This window comes from Providencia heimbachae ATCC 35613 (assembly GCF_001655055.1).
Lineage (GTDB): Bacteria > Pseudomonadota > Gammaproteobacteria > Enterobacterales > Enterobacteriaceae > Providencia > Providencia heimbachae.
On record NZ_LXEW01000037.1, the window covers coordinates 54,858 to 74,831 of the forward strand.

At 40.4% G+C, this 19,974-nt stretch carries 15 protein-coding genes; 8 read left to right on the forward strand and 7 right to left on the reverse strand.

Annotation, left to right across the window (positions count from 1 at the left end; all coding sequences use genetic code 11):
- Positions 1–232 precede the first annotated feature (232 nt).
- The 4 genes from M998_RS12805 to M998_RS12820 all read right to left on the reverse strand — a co-directional run bounded on the left by M998_RS12805 (position 233) and on the right by M998_RS12820 (position 3,991).
- Positions 233–1,402, reverse strand: coding sequence for a DUF4056 domain-containing protein (locus M998_RS12805; RefSeq protein WP_068909203.1), 1,170 nt, complete (start codon positions 1,400–1,402; stop codon positions 233–235).
- Positions 1,402–2,547: a BamA/TamA family outer membrane protein gene (locus tag M998_RS12810; RefSeq protein ID WP_068909204.1), complete on the reverse strand. Its 1,146-nt coding sequence runs from the start codon at positions 2,545–2,547 to the stop codon at positions 1,402–1,404. Before M998_RS12810 ends, M998_RS12805 begins: the two co-directional genes overlap by 1 nt.
- Positions 2,547–3,566: a hypothetical protein gene (locus M998_RS12815; protein ID WP_068909206.1), complete on the reverse strand. Its 1,020-nt coding sequence runs from the start codon at positions 3,564–3,566 to the stop codon at positions 2,547–2,549. Before M998_RS12815 ends, M998_RS12810 begins: the two co-directional genes overlap by 1 nt.
- 242 nt (positions 3,567–3,808) lie before the next feature.
- A complete protein-coding gene (locus M998_RS12820) occupies positions 3,809–3,991 on the reverse strand; it encodes a hypothetical protein (RefSeq protein WP_068437397.1) in 183 nt (60 codons plus the stop codon).
- A gap of 258 nt (positions 3,992–4,249) precedes the next feature.
- Between M998_RS12820 and M998_RS12825 the strand changes: the two genes are divergently transcribed.
- The 7 genes from M998_RS12825 to arnT all read left to right on the forward strand — a co-directional run bounded on the left by M998_RS12825 (position 4,250) and on the right by arnT (position 14,765).
- Positions 4,250–5,707 carry a DUF4026 domain-containing protein gene (locus M998_RS12825; protein WP_068909208.1) on the forward strand — a complete coding sequence of 486 codons (1,458 nt, stop codon included), beginning with the start codon at positions 4,250–4,252 and terminating at the stop codon, positions 5,705–5,707.
- A 57-nt stretch (positions 5,708–5,764) separates the two neighbouring features.
- Positions 5,765–6,226 carry a regulatory protein RecX gene (locus M998_RS12830; protein ID WP_068437403.1) on the forward strand — a complete coding sequence of 154 codons (462 nt, stop codon included), beginning with the start codon at positions 5,765–5,767 and terminating at the stop codon, positions 6,224–6,226.
- Positions 6,227–6,471: 245 nt separating this feature from the next.
- Positions 6,472–7,875: a carbohydrate porin gene (locus tag M998_RS12835; protein WP_068909210.1), complete on the forward strand. Its 1,404-nt coding sequence runs from the start codon at positions 6,472–6,474 to the stop codon at positions 7,873–7,875.
- A 217-nt stretch (positions 7,876–8,092) separates the two neighbouring features.
- Positions 8,093–9,451 carry an anaerobic C4-dicarboxylate transporter DcuC gene (gene dcuC, locus M998_RS12840; RefSeq protein WP_068909211.1) on the forward strand — a complete coding sequence of 453 codons (1,359 nt, stop codon included), beginning with the start codon at positions 8,093–8,095 and terminating at the stop codon, positions 9,449–9,451.
- Between the two features lie 301 nt (positions 9,452–9,752).
- A complete protein-coding gene (locus tag M998_RS12845) occupies positions 9,753–11,012 on the forward strand; it encodes an aromatic amino acid transport family protein (RefSeq protein ID WP_068909213.1) in 1,260 nt (419 codons plus the stop codon).
- A gap of 418 nt (positions 11,013–11,430) precedes the next feature.
- Entirely contained in the window at positions 11,431–12,705 is a 1,275-nt protein-coding gene (locus M998_RS12850) for a bifunctional O-acetylhomoserine aminocarboxypropyltransferase/cysteine synthase (RefSeq protein ID WP_068437416.1), read from the forward strand.
- 416 nt (positions 12,706–13,121) lie between these two features.
- Positions 13,122–14,765, forward strand: a complete 1,644-nt coding sequence (gene arnT / locus M998_RS12855) for a lipid IV(A) 4-amino-4-deoxy-L-arabinosyltransferase (protein ID WP_068437419.1) — start codon at positions 13,122–13,124, stop codon at positions 14,763–14,765.
- A 78-nt stretch (positions 14,766–14,843) separates the two neighbouring features.
- Here arnT and M998_RS19575 read toward each other — a convergent pair whose 3' ends face one another.
- Genes M998_RS19575 through M998_RS12865 form a run of 3 tightly spaced genes read right to left on the reverse strand, consistent with a single transcriptional unit; the run spans position 14,844 to position 19,241 of the window.
- Positions 14,844–15,020 carry a hypothetical protein gene (locus M998_RS19575; RefSeq protein WP_156474077.1) on the reverse strand — a complete coding sequence of 59 codons (177 nt, stop codon included), beginning with the start codon at positions 15,018–15,020 and terminating at the stop codon, positions 14,844–14,846.
- The gene (locus tag M998_RS12860; protein ID WP_068909215.1) at positions 15,017–18,121 is read right to left on the reverse strand and encodes a MexW/MexI family multidrug efflux RND transporter permease subunit; all 3,105 of its coding nucleotides are present in this window, start codon (positions 18,119–18,121) and stop codon (positions 15,017–15,019) included. Before M998_RS12860 ends, M998_RS19575 begins: the two co-directional genes overlap by 4 nt.
- Before the next feature lie 10 nt (positions 18,122–18,131).
- A complete protein-coding gene (locus tag M998_RS12865; RefSeq protein ID WP_068909217.1) occupies positions 18,132–19,241 on the reverse strand; it encodes an efflux RND transporter periplasmic adaptor subunit in 1,110 nt (369 codons plus the stop codon).
- Positions 19,242–19,408: 167 nt separating this feature from the next.
- Here M998_RS12865 and soxR point away from each other — a divergent pair, with 167 nt between their 5' ends.
- A complete protein-coding gene (gene soxR, locus M998_RS12870; RefSeq protein WP_068437429.1) occupies positions 19,409–19,906 on the forward strand; it encodes a redox-sensitive transcriptional activator SoxR in 498 nt (165 codons plus the stop codon).
- Positions 19,907–19,974 lie beyond the last annotated feature (68 nt).

The following is a 19,974-nucleotide window of genomic DNA, read 5'->3' on the forward strand; positions in this document are numbered from 1 at the left end:
TACCGTTTCATAAGTTAAATTTGAACAAATTTCAATCAATTCATTGGGTTATTATAAGGTCATTTTGGTTATTTATTAATCAAGTGATGGCTTGTTTTTTAATCAACTCTGCTAAATTATCGTTTTATGAACCATTTACTTGTCTAAAAAAGAAAAATAAAATCGGGAATCAATCGCCGGAAAAAACCGATAAATGGGGTGTGTATTTAGCTTTTGTATTCTATCTAATTCCCTACTTACCGTTTAGTTTTGATCCGTGAAATAACAAAATTTGTTGCTGGATATCTTGCTGTTTTGCTTCTTCTGCTAGCCGAGGAAAATCAGCAATTGTCCAATATAAAGATGGTGATGGGAGTTGCTGCATATTTTGGGTTGGTAACAGACGTAATTGCGCTAAGTGTTCGAGTGAATAGCCAAGGTAATACTCAGGTAAGCTGAGCCGTTGATGCGCTGATGCTATCATTTGGGTTGGAAATAATGGGTATCTGTTGTCTTCAGTATTATAGTCGCGAGTTAATACTAAAAATTTCTCGGGTACTCGTTGATAGCTATTCCACCAAAGACCATCAATATCATCAAACATTTTACGGGTTTTTTCTTTATTTGCCTCACCAAGCTCATGCAATGCTAAGGGCAGTATTTCTGCCATTGATTGTGAAAATACCGACAAGGATTGGGCTCTGCCATGTAAAATTAACGTCAATGAGAGCCTCGCACCTAATAAATTAGAGTACAAATCTTCTGGGGAAAAAGCAGAAATACTTTCAGAGAACCCAGGGACGGATTGATAACCATACCATTGGGCTATTTCGTGCCATGCCGCGAGCTGAAATGCGAGTTTTGCCGCTAAATAGGCACTGAGTGTGTAGCGCTGAGCAGGTGATTGCGGTGGTGTAAAAGCCGTAAAATAAATTTTTCTACTGGTAAGTTCATCACTCAATGACAGTGACCATTCTTGGCCTAAGCGTGGGTAAATTTGGCTAAAGAGGTAAAGCGTGTAATCTGCGGTATCCCTAACATGAGAGATATCGATAAAGCCGCCTTTATCGGTGTATAGCAGCCCAACCTTTTCATCGCTAATCCCCATTAAGGCGGCGGTTGCTCCGAAAAAACTATCATTATAATGGTGCTCACCGAGTTTATCGGCCTCAACAATATTATCGATAGTATAGAAGGGAACCGGGATCCCCCATAATTGTGCTTGCAGATCATAGCCAAATGCACAGCAAGCTCTTAAACCTTGGGGAGAGTCTAAGTCAGTCAGGACTGGCCACGCTTTCACGGCTTGTTCATGAGTTTCACTGGCAAGTTCAGGTGTTATCGGTAATAAGTCTAATTTTTGTGCACTTTGGCAAGCACTGAGGATTAATATTAAAGATGCAATTACCCATAGATTACGCATTAAAAAGCCTCGCCAACCTGAAAATAGACCCCAGTACTATTACGTCCAATACCAAAATCAAGTCGTACATTCATTCTTGGTTTAAATTCAAAACGATAACCAACACCAACAGTCGGCAGCCAGTGTCCTTTACCTAACTCAGATGGGGAGTCGCTCATTGTGCCTGTTCCTACCCAACCAACGACACCATGTCGCCAATCGAGTTTATGTCTTATCTCAGCTTGGCTGGTGAAAATATTGTTATCACGATAGCGCCCCTCATAATAGCCTCGCATACGATTGCCATTACCCAGCAATGAAAGTTGGTTCCAAGGTACATCACCTGTTGAGAAGCGAGCATAGTTATCAATGGCTAATACGGTTTTTTCAGTTATTTCATGGTAAAACGCATATTGTAGTTGAGTCGTTTGGAAACGAGTATCACTGCCGAAATCAGGTGCAAAATAGGTATATACTGCTTCGAATGCTTGCCCTTGATGTGCATTAGGTAAAAAATCGCGCGTATCAAAGCTGTAATAAGCACTAAGGCCTGAACTTATTACGGAGCGACCCCCGACGGATTGCGCAAAATAGGCTTTCGCGCCAGTATCAGGATCGCTGGCATTCATCGATGAAAATTCCCAACCTAAGCCAATATAAGTGGCATCCCCTAGCTTATAGAGTGCTCTTGGGGTTATTTGGAATTCTTGCGAGTGATATTTTTCTTTATTATGGTCATTCTTACCCGCTGCGTACCCTTTTCCCCAATAATAAGTAGGGACATTATTGATGGTACCTGAAACAAATAAACGCCATTGGTCGTTATCAACAAAATTATAGTTGGTAAAATTAACACCAAAAGCGCCAGTTGATGAGGCGAAGCCACTTAAACCGATAGATGAAGGCTGCGTGATTTTATCGTCTTTATCGATGCGATATAACCCAACCAGCGCGGTGCCAACGCCTAAACCCATTTCAGGGGTGTAAAAAGGCCCCGGTAATACACCCCAGTCGATGGCTTTAGTTTCATCGAAACTATTTTCTCCGCCCAGCTCGCTTAACCAACTATCAATTTGTTGGCGCTCGGGGAGTATTTGTCCATGAGAAGATAGCGCAATAAAAAGGCTGAACAATGCCAGCCTTTGTAAGAGATTCAGTCTTAACATTAAAAACGGAACTCTCCAGAAATAAAGAAGCTATTGCGATTATTAAAGCCGATTTCAGTCAGAACGTTAAAGTTACGTGTTAATTCAACACGCGCGCCAACTGTGTTATTCCATTTATGGGCAAGGTGTTGTTTGACGTCAAATTTTGCATCGTCAGGAGCTAAGGCCATAAGCCTACTCAGTTCAGGAGGTAAATCTAATTTACTGATATCGCCTTTGAAACGTTGAGTAATATCCTGATACATGGCGCCAGTCCAAATTTGCACCTTAGTATTGCCTTGGCCAGTAATTAAAGGCTCAAATACAAATTCATAACCGATTCTCGGTGTAATAACGAAAGCAGAGATATTTCCATCTAAAATATCGAGGTTAGTTTTGGTATAATTAAAGTCTAAGGTACTAAAGAATTGGTTATATCCACCTGCAAAAGTGACTCCCGCACCATAAGTTTTCCCTTTATAATCTAATTCAAAAGGCAAATCCTTACCGATATCAAGAATCTGTTCTTTTCCAAAAATTTTGACACGAGCTTTTACACTATCAAGATTGGTTGTTGATGTTCCCTTGGTTTTTCCATAAACGCCGTATACGTTCATAAAGGGGAAAACCCAAGTATCGAGCTTTAACATATGCGATTCATTTTTACTTCGGGTATGGCCTGTCTGAATCATTAAATCATCGTTTAAATCGAATTTAACACGAGGAATCTGCACTCCTTTTTCAGATGTAAATGCAATTTTATCGACTTTAACATCTTGACGTAGGTTCATATAACCGTAGCTAGCCCCAAAAGGTTCAGGTAAATCATAACCGCGAGCTCGGGCTTCATCTCCCCAAATAGGCAGTACGCGAGATTCATTAGAAGAAGAACGCGTAATTCCCCCTTCACTATTATTTTGTGGGACGCCAGATTCACTCATTGTCATGGAGAATAAAGGGCGGTCACTGTCGGCAAAACTGGTTGGTATACTAATCAAAGGCGAGAGAATCAGCGCAATGCTGAGTTGAATGCGTGTCATAAATGGGCTCAATCTTCTAAAATCAAGAAGTGTAAAAAGGTGAATAACTAAATTTATATATATATAGTTAGAATATTAACACAGTGAATGGCTTTAGAGATGGCTCATGATGCTTTTTTTTTAAAGATAGGTAATCAATAACACTTGTTGATAATCAACCAGTGGAAATGATTTAAGAAGAAAATAATCAACATTTTGTGCCGATAACGCGCTCGCCATCGACACAAAATAGGAATTAATGGTTATTTTTTATTTTGCTGATGAAAATTAACGCGCTCATGGAAGTATGTTTTTAAGTGATCTTCCATCTGATGAATTTTTTGTTCTAAGGCATTAACAAAAACATCATCATTATTCATATTAAAAACGCGTTGCATGGCTAAATCATCAACGTATTCTTCTTGCTCTTTAGTTAAATTAGACATATTTCATCGCCTATATTGGAATGCAATTTAATTACTTCATCTGCAAAATACGGCTCAGCAGATAATCAATAGGGCACTATTGTGCCTCAGTGGATACAGTATGAAAAGTAGAATAAATCATTGTCGAATAATGATAATTCATTAGCCTAGGGTAAATGCAAGGAATGAAATCACAATATTAATTTGTTAAGAATAATCACAATATTCTTAATGAATATAAGCTGATATCCTCAAGCAAACAAATTACAGGTTTAAATAATGAACAATAAACAACAATACCTCGATATTGCGGCTGGGGAAGGGGAAAAAGAAGCTTCCATGATGGTGGCTATTCCTGAGTTTGAACTGACATCTTTGCAACTTGAGCAACGTTTAGAAGAACAAACTTATTTCACTGATGGTGAAATTGACTATATACCAGAAGAGAGTGGTTTCTTTTTTTCATGTAAAAAGGGTGAAGAAGAACTGCGCTTTTATATCTCATTGGTCGATAGTGATCCAGACTATGTAATTAACCCATACTTTGCAACAGATCCGATTAGCCCAGAATTATATGCTCAAGCCAGTTCTGCAAAGCAAGCCGTTATTGTTGAATGTATGTTCCAAGAGCAGCCTTTAATTAATTATCTTCAGCAGTTAAAAATCATCCAAATACTAGTACCTGATTTATTATTAGGATTAGATATTTCCGCAGCAGGAAAAGTATTTACACGAGAATGGTTAAATTTCCAACTCATTGACGATTTAATGCCAAGCATTGATTCACTGTATGTGGTACATGCTATTTACGATCAAGAAGGTAATGAAGAAACACCAGAAGAAGAACGTGCACCGACCATGTATTGGTTCCATACCCACGGTTTAGCGCGTTGCGGTTTATCTGAAGCTGAAATTATTATTCCGCACCCGATTGCTTCTTATTACGGGATCCCTGAGTTGTTTTGGAGTTTTGTGAATAACAGCATTACTCAGGGGAAAATTGTATTTAATGAACCGATTTTTATCGGGCAAACACAAACGGGTTATGAATATCTCGTGGCTGTACCCTTTGAAGAAGGGTTATTGCACGTCGGGCAATCAACCGCTGTGGATGATTTAAAACCGCTTGAAGAAATGAATTTTGAATTTGGCGATGCTAATTCTGAGCGCTTTATGGGGGATTGGCATGATAGAGACGAGTCTCATCAGCACCCCTCAGTAATGTTGTTCCGTGTTACACAAGAAAACCCAATACTTGAGAGCTTCTTCCAAGGCTTTGAAGATCAAAATGCCATCATGTTTATGCGAACGGACGAAGAGACCGCAGATATGTCACGTAAAGCAAAACTGCGTTGGGAGTATTTTACGCATATGCTTGATAATTATGGTCCAAAGCCTATTGCTCAGAAGAAAGGTTTCTTTGCAAAATTTATGAGTAAATCGGAAGAAGAAACTGAAACTGAATGGCGTTTTTTAGTGAAATGCGGTATCACTTATCATGATGCAGAAGAGGATTATGATGGTCATGAGCATATGTGGTTTGAGCCAATTTCTTGGCAAGGGGAGCAGTTCGAAGGGCGTCTAATCAATCATCCCTTTTATGTACAAACCATGCAAGAAGGTGAAGTTTATCCGTTAACTCGCGAAGATATTACAGATTGGACTATTTATTTTCAGGATGGGAGCTATACACCTGATACAATCTATAAATTACTTAGCGGTGCTCAAGTTCATTAACACGGATTGGGCACGCTAAAGTGCCCACTCATTTTTAATGACAAAAGACGTAGCCTAATGAATGATTCCGAACTTTATCAATATGCCCTCTTTTTACTTTCCCGCCGTGATTACGGTAAAGCAGAATTATTTGCTCGAATGAAACGCAGAATGTATGAAAAGAATGAAGGCATCATTGATGAAGCTTTAATTGAGGCCGTCTTAGTCAGACTGAGCGAACAGCATTTTCTTGATGATGATCGCGTTGTCTCTTTATTGATGCAAGGTTATGTCCGAAAAGGGTATGGCCCATTACGAATTAAACAAGAGATGCGGCAAAAAGGTTTTATCGAATCGCTTGTCGATAAACATTTCGAGGGCATTGACGTTGATTGGTTTGAAAAAGCGGCTGAAGTGCGCAGTAAAAAATTTGGTGATGAGTTACCTAGTGATTTTAAAGAAAAAAGCCGGCAAATTCGTTATTTACAGTATCGTGGTTTTTTCGGTGATATGATTTTTGAGATTTTTAAAAACGAATAATTGTCCAATCAAACACCTTCATTTTTCACTATCATTTTACCTACTGATGACTTTTAAAATCGAAATTTCACGAATAAATTGTGATTTCTGTATCTCTTTTAGGATTAATTGTTAACGTTAACATCAATTAGTCATATAATACCCGCTCATAATCTAAACAATAATATTATTTCATATAAAACAAGGTTCTGTTTGGTTGCGATGTGCAGCCTATATTTATCGGTTTAATTCAAATAGGTATTAATATGAAGAAATTCACGGTATCTGCCATTGCAATGGCTTTAATTGCAGTTTTTCCTACAGTGAGTCAGGCTGAAACAGATTTAAGTAAAATCGAAGCGAGATTACAAGCACTTGAAAAAAGAGCGGAACAAGCAGAGTTGAGAGCGGCAGCGGCCGAACATAAAGCACAACAGCTTGAGCAAATTATGGCGTCAAAAAATGTGTCGACTCAAGTCACTCAGTCTGCATTATCACCAAAATCAGAACCATTAAAAACTTCAAAACCCGCAGTGGGTGTGCAATATAACCATGAATATGGTGAGTTAAAGCTTTACGGTGATGTGGAATTCAATATGGATGCAGCCAGTAGAAAAGGGCAAATTACCTCAATTCGTACTGCATTAGGCAAAGACAAGGAGCCAAACAAAAGTGATAACTGGGATATTAATGGGCGTATTTTAATTGGGTTAGATGGTAAGCATACTAAAGATAATGGTAACTATGCCGGTTTTACTGTGCAACCTCTTGCAGACATGACAGGGAAAATGAATTTAGATGATGCGGCTTTTTATTTCGGGCAACAAAATCACTGGGAAGCTAAAATAGGCCGTTATGAAGCTTATGACATGTTCCCATTAGGCCAAGATACTTTTATCCAATATTCCGGTAATACAGCTAATGATCTCTATGGGGATGGCTTTGGTTATATTTATATGATGAAAGAAGGGCGAGGGCGCTCTGGTGATGGTGGAAGCGTACAGTTATCTAAATCACTCGATGATTGGTATTTTGAAATTAATGCGTTAGTGGAAGATGGAACCTCTCTATTTGATAGCGACACCTACCATGGTTATCAATTAGATAATAAGAAAAATGTCATTTATTTACGTCCTGTTATCGCATGGCAGCCTAACGCTTTTAAAATTGCGGCAGCGATGGAATCGCAAGTTATTAATAATGCGTATGGCGGCGCTGTTGATGGTAAATGGCAGGATATGTCGAAACGCAATGGTTATGGCATGACATTGGGTTGGAACACGCTAGAAAAAGATCCGGACAACGGTCTTCAGTTAACATTGAGTACCGCTTATTTAGATGCAACCTCGGAAAAAGATTTATCGGTTGGCGGTTACGGTTTATGGCGTAAGCTCCAGTTAGGGTATATTTTTGCCCATAATGATATCAAAGATTTTAATATCGATAATATTTCAGCTGACTCTAATTCAGTACTGAATAGGGTACCTGGCAAATATGATATCCACACGGTGTACACTTCCTATGAATTACCTAAGATTTTAGACTTAGATAACTACAAAATTTATCTTGGTGCCTATTATTCAAGAATTAATGCTGATAACCAGAACATGGTAAGTGGTCACGATGATGATCGTTATGGTTTTCGTGCTCGTTTTAAATATTTTTTCTAAAGATAAAAATAATTTATTTCCCCTAGTTTGCCGAGAAAACTGGGGGAAATGTTTTTTATAAATATCGAAAAAAGAATTATTATTTATTTTTCTTGTGTTTTTACTCATTTCTATATTAAAAAACATCTGCTGATATGATCGGCGTCAGTGAATTTTGCTTAACTATTAGGCAGAGTGATTTTCTATAATGATAAAATGAGACAGGCAGGAGAAATAAATGATTGAGCTCTTAATTGGCGTAATTGTCGCCTTTGGGGTTGGGCGCTATATCATAAAGGGCTACTCGGCAACGGGTGTGTTGATGACAGGGGGGATTCTACTTCTTATTATCACCGCAATAATGGGGAAAAATATTTTACCTGAATCTGTGAAAGCGACGGGGTGGCGCGTAACAGATATTTTAGAATACATAAAATTCCTATTAATGAGCCGAGGTGGTGACCTCGGAATGATGATCATGGTGTTATGTGGGTTTGCATCTTATATGACCCATATTGGTGCCAATGATGTGGTTGTTAAAATTGCATCAAAGCCACTGAAAATGATCAACTCTCCTTATATACTGATGGTTGCGGCATATATTATTGCTTGTTTGATGTCATTGGCTGTTTCATCTGCAACGGGTCTCGGTGTTTTGTTAATGGCAACGTTATTCCCTGTGATGGTGAATGTCGGAATTAGCCGTGGCGCAGCAGCTGCTATCTGTGCATCACCCGCAGCAATTATTTTAGCGCCAACATCTGGGGACGTTATTTTAGCGGCGCAAGCGGCTGAAATGCCATTGATTGATTTTGCGTTTAAAACCACATTACCAATTTCCATTGCCGCGATTGTTGCTATGTCTATCGCTCATTTCTTTTGGCAGCGTTATCTTGATAAGAAAGAAAACGTTAAAACTGAGATGCTTGATGTCAACGAAATCAAAACCCATGCGCCTTCGTTTTATGCGGTCTTACCCTTCACACCAATTATTGGTGTATTAGTATTTGATGGTAAATGGGCACCAGAACTGCATATAGTCACTATTATTGTTGGTTGTATTATATTAGCTGCACTGATTGAGTTTGCTCGTAGCTTCAGTGCCAAGCATGTGTATGGCGGGTTAGAGGTTTGCTATAGAGGTATGGCCGACGCATTTGCAACTGTCGTGATGCTTTTGGTCGCAGCCGGTGTATTTGCGCAAGGTTTAAGTACTATTGGCTTTATTAGTGGGCTGATTGACCTTGCCCAGTCATTTGGCTCTGGCGCGATTGTGATGATGATTGCATTAGTTATTATTACAATGTTAGCCGCGATGACAACGGGCTCAGGGAATGCGCCTTTTTATGCCTTTGTTGAGTTAATTCCGCATCTGGCGAAACAGATGGGCGTAAATCCAGCCTATTTAGTGATCCCGATGCTACAAGCTTCTAACTTAGGGCGTACATTATCACCTGTTTCTGGCGTCGTTGTCGCAGTCTCTGGGATGGCAAAAATCTCGCCTTTTGAAGTGGTAAAAAGAACGTCAGTTCCGGTATTGGTAGGGTTGGTTGTGGTTGTTATTGCAACGGAGATCCTCGTACCAATTTATCTCTAATGAATTGGTATTAAAGACAGAAATGGCTAGGATTTTTCTAGCCATTTTTTATTATTTTATAGAGTATTAAAAATCGAATTAACTCCTTAAATGAAATTTCACCCTATTTTATTGCTGTTTTTTTAAGCTAACCCTGAATATTTACCTGCTTAATTAATAAAATGTTATCGATTTCACCTTATTAATGAGATCTACACCAAAAAGCGTAACAAAATTCTAAATTAAGCCTAGGTAAGCACCTCAATTTCGGGCAAAATCCGCTCATCTTTTTAAAATAATGTTAAATGATGAAAACAACACGATGAGCACAATTGAAAAAACACTAAATGCAGTAGATAAGCCCGCTAATAAATGGACTTATAAGGATTTTACTTGGGTATTATCGTTATTTGGCACAGCTGTAGGCGCGGGAGTCCTCTTTTTACCTATAAAAGCGGGTGCGGGTGGTTTTTGGCCTCTGGTGATATTGGCATTATTAGCAACTCCGATGATTTGGCTAGCGCATAAAGGGCTAGCACGTTTTGTCTTATCTTCTAAAAATCCTAATGCTGACATTACCGATACGGTTGAAGAACACTTTGGTAAAGTTGGTGCAAACATCATTACTTTTGCCTACTTCTTTGCCATTTACCCAATTGTCTTAATTTACGGAGTTGGGATCACCAATACTGTCGATTCATTCCTCGTTAACCAAATTGGTATGGCGCAAATTCCACGTTGGTTATTGTCGGGTGTTTTAATTGCGGCGATGACTGCAGGGGTTGTTTTTGGCAGAGACTTAATGCTGAAACTGACTTCTTTAATGGTGTATCCATTAGTCTTAATTTTATTAGCCTTATCTTTATATTTAATCCCTGAGTGGAATACTTCGATGTTAGAAGTTGCACCTGATTGGGGGTCGTTGCCTACGGTTGTTTGGATGGCAATTCCATTAATTGTATTTTCTTTTAATCACTGCCCAATCATCAGTCAATTCACTAAAGATCAGCGCCAACAATTTGGTGATAAAGCGATTATCAAAACGGATATGATAACCGGTGGTGCAGCGCTGATGCTGACTGGTTTTGTGATGTTTTTTGTATTTTCAGTGGTTTTATCTTTAAATCCCGCTGAACTTGAAATTGCGAAACAAGAAAATATTAGTGTGTTATCGCACATTGCAAATATTAATCCTTCACCCATTATTTCTTATCTAGGTCCTATCGTGGCATTTGCCGCAATCGTTTCAAGTTACTTTGGTCACTTCCTCGGTGCTCATGAAGGTCTTGTTGGTTTGATTAAATCGCGTTCTTCTTTCTCGGTGAAGAAAATTGAAACAGCATCAATGTTGTTTATTGTTCTGACTACGTGGATTGTGACTATTCGTAATCCAAGTATTTTAGGGATGATTGAAACGATGGGCGCACCAATGATTGCGGCTATCCTATTTATCCTACCTGTGGTTGCAATGCGTATCGTGCCTGCAATGAAAAAATTCAGTACCTCAACCGTTGCTCAAGCTTTCACCTTTATTTGTGGGCTCGCTTCAATTACATCAGTTATTTACGGCGCATTTTTATAATAATATTAAAGTATTATCGTTCGTAAAACCCACGCTGTTGTCTTATGCGACAGCGTGGGTTTTTTTATAGCAATAGGTGATAACTTATACAAAAATACAGAAGACCATTGCTAAGTACAGTAATGTGAGTGGTGATCATACCCGTCATCCTTCAAGTTGCAGGGTTGTTGACTACGTTCAGCTAGCTGAGTCACAGAGTTTATCTATGCTCCCCCGCCTATCTTCGCTTATCGCCTACCTGCAACTCGAATTATTTTGGGTATAGTATGTTTAATTAAGCCAGATGAAATAATTTCAAGTTAAGATAGTTGTTTGAAAAATAGTCTTAGGTAATATCTATTGATATAACAGTCACGTAACAAATAAATGGTCACCTAATCTGGCAGTCCGTTTTAGTGCGTCATAACAAGGATAACAAATGAAATTAGAAACATTATCGATTCACGCAGGCTACTCTCCAGACCCAACAACAAAATCCGTGGCAGTACCGATTTACCAGACAACCTCTTACGCGTTTGACGATACCCAACATGGCGCTGATTTGTTTGATTTGAAAGTTGCTGGAAATATTTATACTCGTATTATGAACCCGACCAATGATGTGTTGGAGCAACGCGTTGCTGCTTTAGAAGGTGGTATTGCAGGGCTTGCGGTTGCATCAGGTATGGCGGCAATCACGTATGCCATTCAAACCGTTGCTCAAGCAGGGGATAATATTGTTTCTGTGGCTAAGTTGTACGGTGGAACCTATAACTTACTTGCCCATGCTTTGCCTCGTTTAGGCATTGAAACGCGTTTTGCCGAGCATGATGATATCGCTGCATTAGAAGCATTAATTGATGATAAAACGCGCGCTGTATTTTGTGAAACTATCTCGAACCCCGCCGGTTTTATCGTTGATATAGCGGCATTAGCTGAAGCCGCTCATCGCCATGGCGTACCATTAATTGTTGATAATACGGTAGCTACACCTTACCTATGCCGTCCATTTGAGCATGGGGCTGATATTGTGGTGCATTCATTGACTAAATATATTGGTGGGCATGGAACATCGCTGGGTGGCATGGTCATTGATTCAGGTAAATTTCCGTGGGCACAGTACCCAGACCGTTATTCATTGTTGATTGAGCCTGATATCGCTTATCACGGTGTCAGTTATACCGAACACTTTGGTGCAGCAGCTTTTATTGCACGTTGCCGTGTCGCCCCGCTGCGTGGAACGGGTGCGGCATTGTCCCCATTTAATTCATTTTTAATTCTTCAAGGCTTAGAAACATTAGCATTAAGAATGGAACGCCATACAGAAAATGCGTTAAAAGTGGCTAATTATTTGGAGAAACATCCACAGGTTGAATGGGTTAAATATGCGGGACTTGCCAGCAGTCCAGAACACGCATTAGCGCAAAAATATATGGGCGGCAAGCCTGCAGGGATCTTGTCGTTTGGTATCAAAGGTGGTCAAGAAGCCGGCGCACATTTTATTGATGCGCTAAAACTTATTGTGCGATTAGTTAATATTGGCGATGCTAAATCGTTGGCGTGCCACCCTGCATCGACAACACATCGTCAATTAAATGATGCGGAATTAGCGCAAGCCGGTGTATCACGGGATATGATCCGCTTATCAATTGGTATTGAACATATTGATGATATTTTAGCCGATCTTGAACAAGCGCTGAATGCAGCGAAATAATTAAGATAGATTTGGTTGTTTTTTAAGCTGGAAACCCAAAACTAAAGCTATTATCGGTCTATTTTATCGCCGTTAATAGCTTTTTAATTGCTGATATCCTGACTGGCGAGCTTTAATTTTAATTCTTAAAATTAAAAATGATTAATTATTTATTACATGCCGTTAGAAAAGGGGGTTTTCGCTGAACTAATAGTTTAACCTTGAGTCTTACGTCTTATCTTTATTGTATAAAATTAATATAATCTTCATTTATTGATTGTTTATATAAAGCAATGTTCTGAGCGTTAATTTTGATTTGTTTATCGCAGGTTTAGCCAAGCCAATGATAATAGTCATAATAGAAAAATGATGAATGCAGGTCATAAGTTAAAAGCGACTAATTATTAAATATTCATAACAAGAATGGTTGAGATAAGATGATGATGGCAAATAATAAAATTGCCTACCTTAAGTGGTGTCTGTTATTTGGTTTTGTATTACTAACCTATTTTTTACCTTTAAATGGGCGACTATTGTGGCAGCCTGATGAGCTGCGTTATGCTGAAATCAGCCGTGAATTAGTGCGTAGTTATAATTGGAGTGTGCCTGAACTACTGGATATACGCTATTTTGAAAAACCCATTTTTGGCTATTGGGTGGGGGCGGTATTCCAAATGTTATTCGGTGAAAATAATGTTTCTGTACGGCTTGGTGCAGTATTCAGTACATTATTAAGCGGTTTTTTTGTTTATCTTAGTGCTAAATTGGCATGGAAAAAAGAAAGTATCGCGTTCAATGCGACTTTTATCTATCTATCAATGTTAATGGTTTTTACCATTGGTACCTACAATATTCTTGATCCGATTGTGACTGCATTTATTACGATGATTATCTTCTTTTTTCAATGGGGATTAACAACCACTTCGTTTAGTCATAAATTGATTGCATTTATCTTTATCGGAGTTGCCTGCGGCTTTGGTGTACTTACTAAAGGTTTCATCGTGTTAGCTTTACCGACGTTAGTCTGTGCAACCGCTGCAATTTATTTTAAACAGTTTAAAGAAATCTTCTTTTTTTCATTCGTTGCTATTTTTACGGCTTTTCTTATTTGTTTACCTTGGGCTTTTGTTATTGCGAGCCGAGAGCCTGATTATTGGAATTATTTTTTCTGGGTTGAGCATGTTCAGCGCTTTATGTCAGATGATGCGCAAAACAAATCACCAATTTGGTTTTATGTGCCGATCCTATTAGCTGCGCTTATTCCTTGGTTAGGGTATTTCTTTGCCTCGATGGTTAATGCATGGCGAGAAAAGGGCATCTATCTCTACTTTCTTCTTTGGTTTCTCATTCCGTTCCTCTTTTTCAGCATCACAAAAGGGAAGCTACTGACTTATATTCTACCCTGTATCGCGCCAATTGCGATCTTGCTTGCCGCTTATATTGATAAGGCATTGATAGGGAATAAAGTTGGCGCTATCCGTCTTAATTCACTGATTAACCTACTTATTGGGCTATTAGCCGCAGGTGTAATTATTGCTTCGCCTTATTTTCCAAAAATAAATGTCTATCAAATGGATGAGGCCAACAAACTCTGGCTAGCCGCGGGCGCATTTATTTTTTGGGCTTTGGTTGCTTTAGTTTCATTTAGGCGGGATCTTTGGTATTTAGCTGCTGCGTGTACCCTAGTGTTAAGTTTAAGCATTGGCCATGTTATACCCAAATATATTGAGAGTAATAATACTCCGCAAAATGTTATCGCCAAATACCAAGATCAACTAGCAGATAGGGCTGTATTACTTACAAATAATGTTGGGATTGGCACATCCCTAGCGTGGGTATTAAAACGTAGCGATATTACAATGCTTCACCAAACGGGTGAGTTGGGCTACGGGTTGAAGTACCCGGATGCGGCGAATCGTTTTTATCGCTTAGACCAGCTACCTGAGTTACTAAAAGAACATCATTATCGTAATGTTGCAGTCGTGGTCACCCGCTCACAATATACTGTACTGGATGCCTTACCGGGAAATCCGATTATTATCAAAGAAGGTAATTTGGTATTTGCGTTCTACGAAGGGTAATAAATAACCGCATAACAATGGATTACCTGAATAGGTTATCTGTTATGCGGTTTATTTAAGCTTAGTGAGAAAGCCGCGTTATCTTACTGTTTTATGGTATAAGTTCACATCATTTGTGGTATTTGCTTTTTTTGTAGATGGGGTGATCCCATGATAAATCATTAGCATCGCCATACTGTTACTCTTTACGTTAACGTTAATTTCATTCATCACATGGCTATTTTTTTGATGACGAGGGGTTAATGTATTTCTCATTGGGATGTCTCCTCAGTTTTTTTAATCAAGCGGTTAGCTTCGGCAAGCTCATAGCGCCTTGGTGTTAATGCCGTTGCACTATGATTACGAGCAAGTAGCGAGTAAATCGTCGGCAGCACAAATAAGGTAAACAGTGTTCCGACGAGCATTCCGGTCACAATCACAAGGCCTAATCCAAAGCGACTATTCGCACCTGCACCAGTAGCAAACAATAAAGGTACCAAGCCGATCACCATTGCCGCAGTGGTCATTAAGATTGGGCGTAACCTAATTTGTGCAGCCTTAAGAATGGCTTGTCGTCTATCTAATCCCTCATGAGTTTGCAGTTCATTCGCAAATTCGACCATGAGAATACCGTGTTTACTAATCAATCCTATTAGGGTGACTAAACCTATTTGGGTATAGATATTCAAAGTGGCATAACCCAGCGCTAGCGGGATTAACGCGCCACAAATCGATAGTGGTACGGTGATCAGAATGATGAGCGGGTCTACTAAACTTTCATATTGTGCAGCAAGAACGAGATAAATAATGAGTAGCGCCGCCATAAAGGCAAAGGCAAGGGTGTTTCCTTCTTGTTGATATTGGCGTGAATCAGATTGCCAGTCATGGCTAAAGCCGGCGGGTAACTCACTGGCTATTTCATCAAGATAAGTCACCGCTTGACCGATAGTCACACCGGGAGCCGGTATGGCTTGGAAAATAGCCGCATTTTGTTGATTAAATTGTGTGAGTTTATTCGGCTCAACTTGTGTCTTAATTTCGACGACGGTTGACAGAGGGATCATCGTACCATCCTGCGCTTTAATGTGGTGGCGCGAGAGCGCATCAGGCGTTAGACGTTGGCTACGAATACTTTGAGGGATAACATCATAAGAGCGGCCATCCATACCAAAACGGTTGATATAGTTTTCACCCACTAATAAGTTGAGGGATTCACCTATATCCTGCATACGAATACCGAGGCTATTGGCTTTCGAACGATTAATCCGCACTTCTACAACGGGATTGTTATAGTCTAGGTCGCTATCGACCACCATAAATAGCCCACTTTCTCGAGCTTTCTGTTTGATATCTTCCATCGTTCGGTACAACACCGGATAATCTTGTGAGGTTCTTAACACCATCTGAACGGGTAAACCGCCTGTTGAGCCGGGTAAAGCAGGTAGTTGGAAAACAAAAATACTGTTTCCTTCGACATCCCCGACCATACCCTGTAAGTCTGATTGGATTACCGATGCAGGGCGAGAACGTTCCTCCCATGATGTAAGATTGGTACCACCAAAGCTTGAGGATGGGCCATCAGTACCATTGATGATCCATGTGCTTTCTGTTTCTGGTAATTCCATAAAGACATCATGCAACTTGCGAGAAAAACGTTCTACATACTCAAGGTTGGCATGTTGTGGCGATTTAATTGCCGTCAAAATACTCGATTGGTCTTCTACAGGGGCTAATTCGCGGGGGGCCGATTGGTAAAGTATCGGTAAGCTAATCACCACCGCAACAGCAATTATTCCGGTTATCCAGCGATTTTTTAGGGAAAAATTCAGCACAATGGTGTAGTAGTTTGCCAATGTGGCAAAGAATTTTTCCGCCATGCGCGCCATTCGTCCTTCATTTTGTTGTGAATTCAACATAAATGAGCTCATCACCGGGGAAAGCGTGAGTGCCACAATACCGGATACAATCACTGCGCCCGCTAAGGTTAAGGCAAACTCTTTAAATAACGCGCCAGTTAACCCCGACATCAATCCAATCGGCGCATAAACAGCCGCTAAGGTGATGGTCATGGCGATAACGGGGCCTGCAACTTCTCGCGCACCAATGAGTGCGGCCAAAACAGGGGATTTCCCTTCCTCGATATGGCGATGCACGTTTTCCACTACAACAATGGCATCATCGACCACTAGCCCGATAGCTAAAACCATGGCTAAAAGCGTTAATAAATTGATACTAAAGCCAAAAGCCATCATCAGCGCAGCGGCACCCAGCATCGATAATGGAATTGCGAGAATAGGGATAATCACACTACGAATAGAACCTAGACACAGGTAAATAACCACAATAACTATCAGCAACGCTTCAACAAGCGTATTGATCACTTGGTCTATTGAGGCTTTGATAAAGCGGGAAGTTTCAAAGGCCATCTCAACTTTGACCCCCGGTGGCAATGTTTTAAGTATGTCAGGCATGAGTTGATTCATACCATCAACAATAACCAGCGGGTTACCTGTTGGTGTGGCAAACAAACCGAGGTAAATTGCCGGTTCACCATTCATCAAACCACTTGTTTCTGTTGAGGATGCACCTAATTCAATGGTGCCAACATCTTTTAATCGTACCAGCCCATTACCATCATTGCGGATAACAAGGTCGCGAAATTCATCAACGTTCGTTAAATCGGTGTTGACGTAGACGTTAGAAAGGACATATTCCCCTTTTACTTTACCCGGGGCAGCTTGGTAGTTATTTTGACGTACAGCTTGCGCAACATCTGCGGCGGTCAACCCTCGCCCTGCGAGTTTATCGGCATCTAGCCATAAGCGCATTGCCAGTTGTTGTCCACCAAAAACTTGGACTTTTGCCACGCCATCAATGGAGGTATACATCGGTTCAATGACGCGTGAGATGTAATCCGTTAATGCGGGAATAGAAAGCTCGGTACTGGAAAAACCAATATAGGCGACTGCCGTTGATTCCCCAGAGGAGAGCTCAATTACCGGGTCATAAGCTTCTTTAGGCAGTTTATAGCGTACCTGATTAACCTTCGCCATAACTTGCGTAAGTGCTTGAGTTGAATCGCGATTTAACTCCATTCGCACAGTAACAAGGCTACTTCCTTGTACTGAAGATGATGATAAATAATCAACACCTTCAACCGAGGAGACGGCTTGCGCGATTGGCTGTGTCACAAATCCTTGCATTAACTTAGCCGATGCGCCCGGATATTGGGTGGTAATTGTAATCGTGGAACTTTCTAGCTGTGGGTATTGGCGAATAGGCAGTTTGCTCAAGGCAAATAAACCAACTAAAACAATTAATGCACTTACTACCAGCGCTAGCACCGGCCGACGTACAAAAACATCAGTAAATTTCATGACGCCTTCCTTATGAACCTTTCGCGGTATTTTCTGTTGATTTTGCTAATGTATCTTGTGCTGCGGGCGTAATCGCTGAGCCATTATTTAGACGTAATTGCCCAGAGGTAATAACCTTATCATTTGCACTAATTCCCTGTTCAATCTCGATTTTTCCATCCCAGCGCTGACCTGTTTTGACGGAGATCCTTTTTGCAGTCATGGCATCAGCATTACCATCAGCGATGAAGACGGTATCCCCATAAGCGGTATAAGTGACCGCCGTTTCAGGGATCGTCAGCACTTTATTACTGGCTTGGCGAATGACATTCACATTGGCATACATGCCAGCTTTTAAGGTGCCATGGTTATTTTGCAATGTGGCTTGTAGCGCAATGGTGCGTGATTTTCCGATAAGCGGATCGATGGCAGTAATATGGGCAGGGAAGGTTTGTTCAGGATAGGCATCAACTGTAATATCAACCACTTGTCCTTGGTGTAATTCAGGGGATGCCTGCTCATCTAAAGAAAAGTTAAGTTTTAATGTTTGGGTATCAACAAGACTAGCAATGGGTTCTCCGGGGCTTAAATACTGCCCTTCGTGGACTTGGCGAATACCAATCGTGCCATCAAATGGGGCTCGAATCGCTTTTTGCGCAATTAATGCTTGGGTTTGGCGTATTAACCCTTGTGCAATATCTCGCTCGGCTCGAGTACTATCAACTTGAGCTTCAGCGACTAAGTGCTGCGCAGATAATGAACGTGTTCGTTCATATAAGCGTGATGCGTTACGCATCTGTGCTTGGTAACGGGCAAGATCCGCTTGCTCAACGGCATCATTAAGTTGCACGAGCAACTCGCCTTTTTTAACTTGCTGACCTGATTCAAAATTAATTCTAGTGATCCGGCCATTGGTTTCAGCGGCAACAAAAACTTGGCTACCCGCTTCTAACTCGCCAACACCATAGAAAGTACGGGGGGCATTCGCGAGTGTCACTGGTGCTAATGCCACTTTGACGGGCGGATATTGAAACGCAGCCTGTTCATCTTCATTTGTTTGCGCATAAGTTGAATAAATAGCTGTGCCACCCCCGACTACAGCTAGCGCCACACAGAGGGTTATGATTGTTTTTTTACTCATGATATTTCCCTATCTAATTTTTCTACTACTTTTGCGCAATGAGTGCGAAATGCAGACTGGCTAATTCGCCGGTATGCAACAAAAATTAAATAACATAAATTGACAAACTTAGAGGGGGGCACTATAAAACCTTAAGTTAAGTTGAGGTCAAGCAAAGGTGTATGAAAATGACAGAGAAGCACACGAAAACGACAAAACCGCGAGAAATCAAAGAAGAAACAATAGATTTCACAAGGGCATTAACGGTTGGAGAGGTGGCAAAACGTTCTGGTGTTCCTGTTTCTACGGTACATTTTTATGAAGCGAAAGGGTTAATCCAAAGCACGCGAACACAAGGAAACCAAAGGCGTTTTCCTGCAGTTGTGCTGCGTTATATTGCTATTATCAAGGTGGCACAAAGTACCGGTATTCCCCTGAAAGAAATTCAAGATGCACTTGGGCGTTTTCCGGCAAATAGTAAGCTGACATCTGATCAGTGGAAAGAGATGTCAACGCAATGGAAAACCTCTTTAGATAAGCGTATTAGACAATTAACGCGTTTACGTAATGAACTGGATAACTGTATTGGTTGCGGTTGTCTTTCGTTGAGCGATTGCCCGCTAAGAAACCCTGACGATGTATTGGGCAAAAGAGGACCAGGAGCGCGAATTTTAGAGCGTCCATAAATCACACTTCTCATTATCTGGATAGCCAATGCAAAATGTGGCTATTTACTCAATCATATCATCATCTT

What these genes read in the sequence shown, in the direction of transcription:
- M998_RS12805 (WP_068909203.1), bottom strand. Translation starts at nt 1,402, where the DNA reads ATGCGTAATCTATGGGTAATTGCATCTTTAATATTAATCCTCAGTGCT.
- M998_RS12810 (WP_068909204.1), bottom strand. Translation starts at nt 2,547, where the DNA reads ATGTTAAGACTGAATCTCTTACAAAGGCTGGCATTGTTCAGCCTTTTT.
- M998_RS12815 (WP_068909206.1), bottom strand. Translation starts at nt 3,566, where the DNA reads ATGACACGCATTCAACTCAGCATTGCGCTGATTCTCTCGCCTTTGATT.
- M998_RS12820 (WP_068437397.1), bottom strand. Translation starts at nt 3,991, where the DNA reads ATGTCTAATTTAACTAAAGAGCAAGAAGAATACGTTGATGATTTAGCC.
- M998_RS12825 (WP_068909208.1), top strand. Translation starts at nt 4,250, where the DNA reads ATGAACAATAAACAACAATACCTCGATATTGCGGCTGGGGAAGGGGAA.
- M998_RS12830 (WP_068437403.1), top strand. Translation starts at nt 5,765, where the DNA reads ATGAATGATTCCGAACTTTATCAATATGCCCTCTTTTTACTTTCCCGC.
- M998_RS12835 (WP_068909210.1), top strand. Translation starts at nt 6,472, where the DNA reads ATGAAGAAATTCACGGTATCTGCCATTGCAATGGCTTTAATTGCAGTT.
- dcuC (WP_068909211.1), top strand. Translation starts at nt 8,093, where the DNA reads ATGATTGAGCTCTTAATTGGCGTAATTGTCGCCTTTGGGGTTGGGCGC.
- M998_RS12845 (WP_068909213.1), top strand. Translation starts at nt 9,753, where the DNA reads ATGAGCACAATTGAAAAAACACTAAATGCAGTAGATAAGCCCGCTAAT.
- M998_RS12850 (WP_068437416.1), top strand. Translation starts at nt 11,431, where the DNA reads ATGAAATTAGAAACATTATCGATTCACGCAGGCTACTCTCCAGACCCA.
- arnT (WP_068437419.1), top strand. Translation starts at nt 13,122, where the DNA reads ATGATGATGGCAAATAATAAAATTGCCTACCTTAAGTGGTGTCTGTTA.
- M998_RS19575 (WP_156474077.1), bottom strand. Translation starts at nt 15,020, where the DNA reads ATGAGAAATACATTAACCCCTCGTCATCAAAAAAATAGCCATGTGATG.
- M998_RS12860 (WP_068909215.1), bottom strand. Translation starts at nt 18,121, where the DNA reads ATGAAATTTACTGATGTTTTTGTACGTCGGCCGGTGCTAGCGCTGGTA.
- M998_RS12865 (WP_068909217.1), bottom strand. Translation starts at nt 19,241, where the DNA reads ATGAGTAAAAAAACAATCATAACCCTCTGTGTGGCGCTAGCTGTAGTC.
- soxR (WP_068437429.1), top strand. Translation starts at nt 19,409, where the DNA reads ATGACAGAGAAGCACACGAAAACGACAAAACCGCGAGAAATCAAAGAA.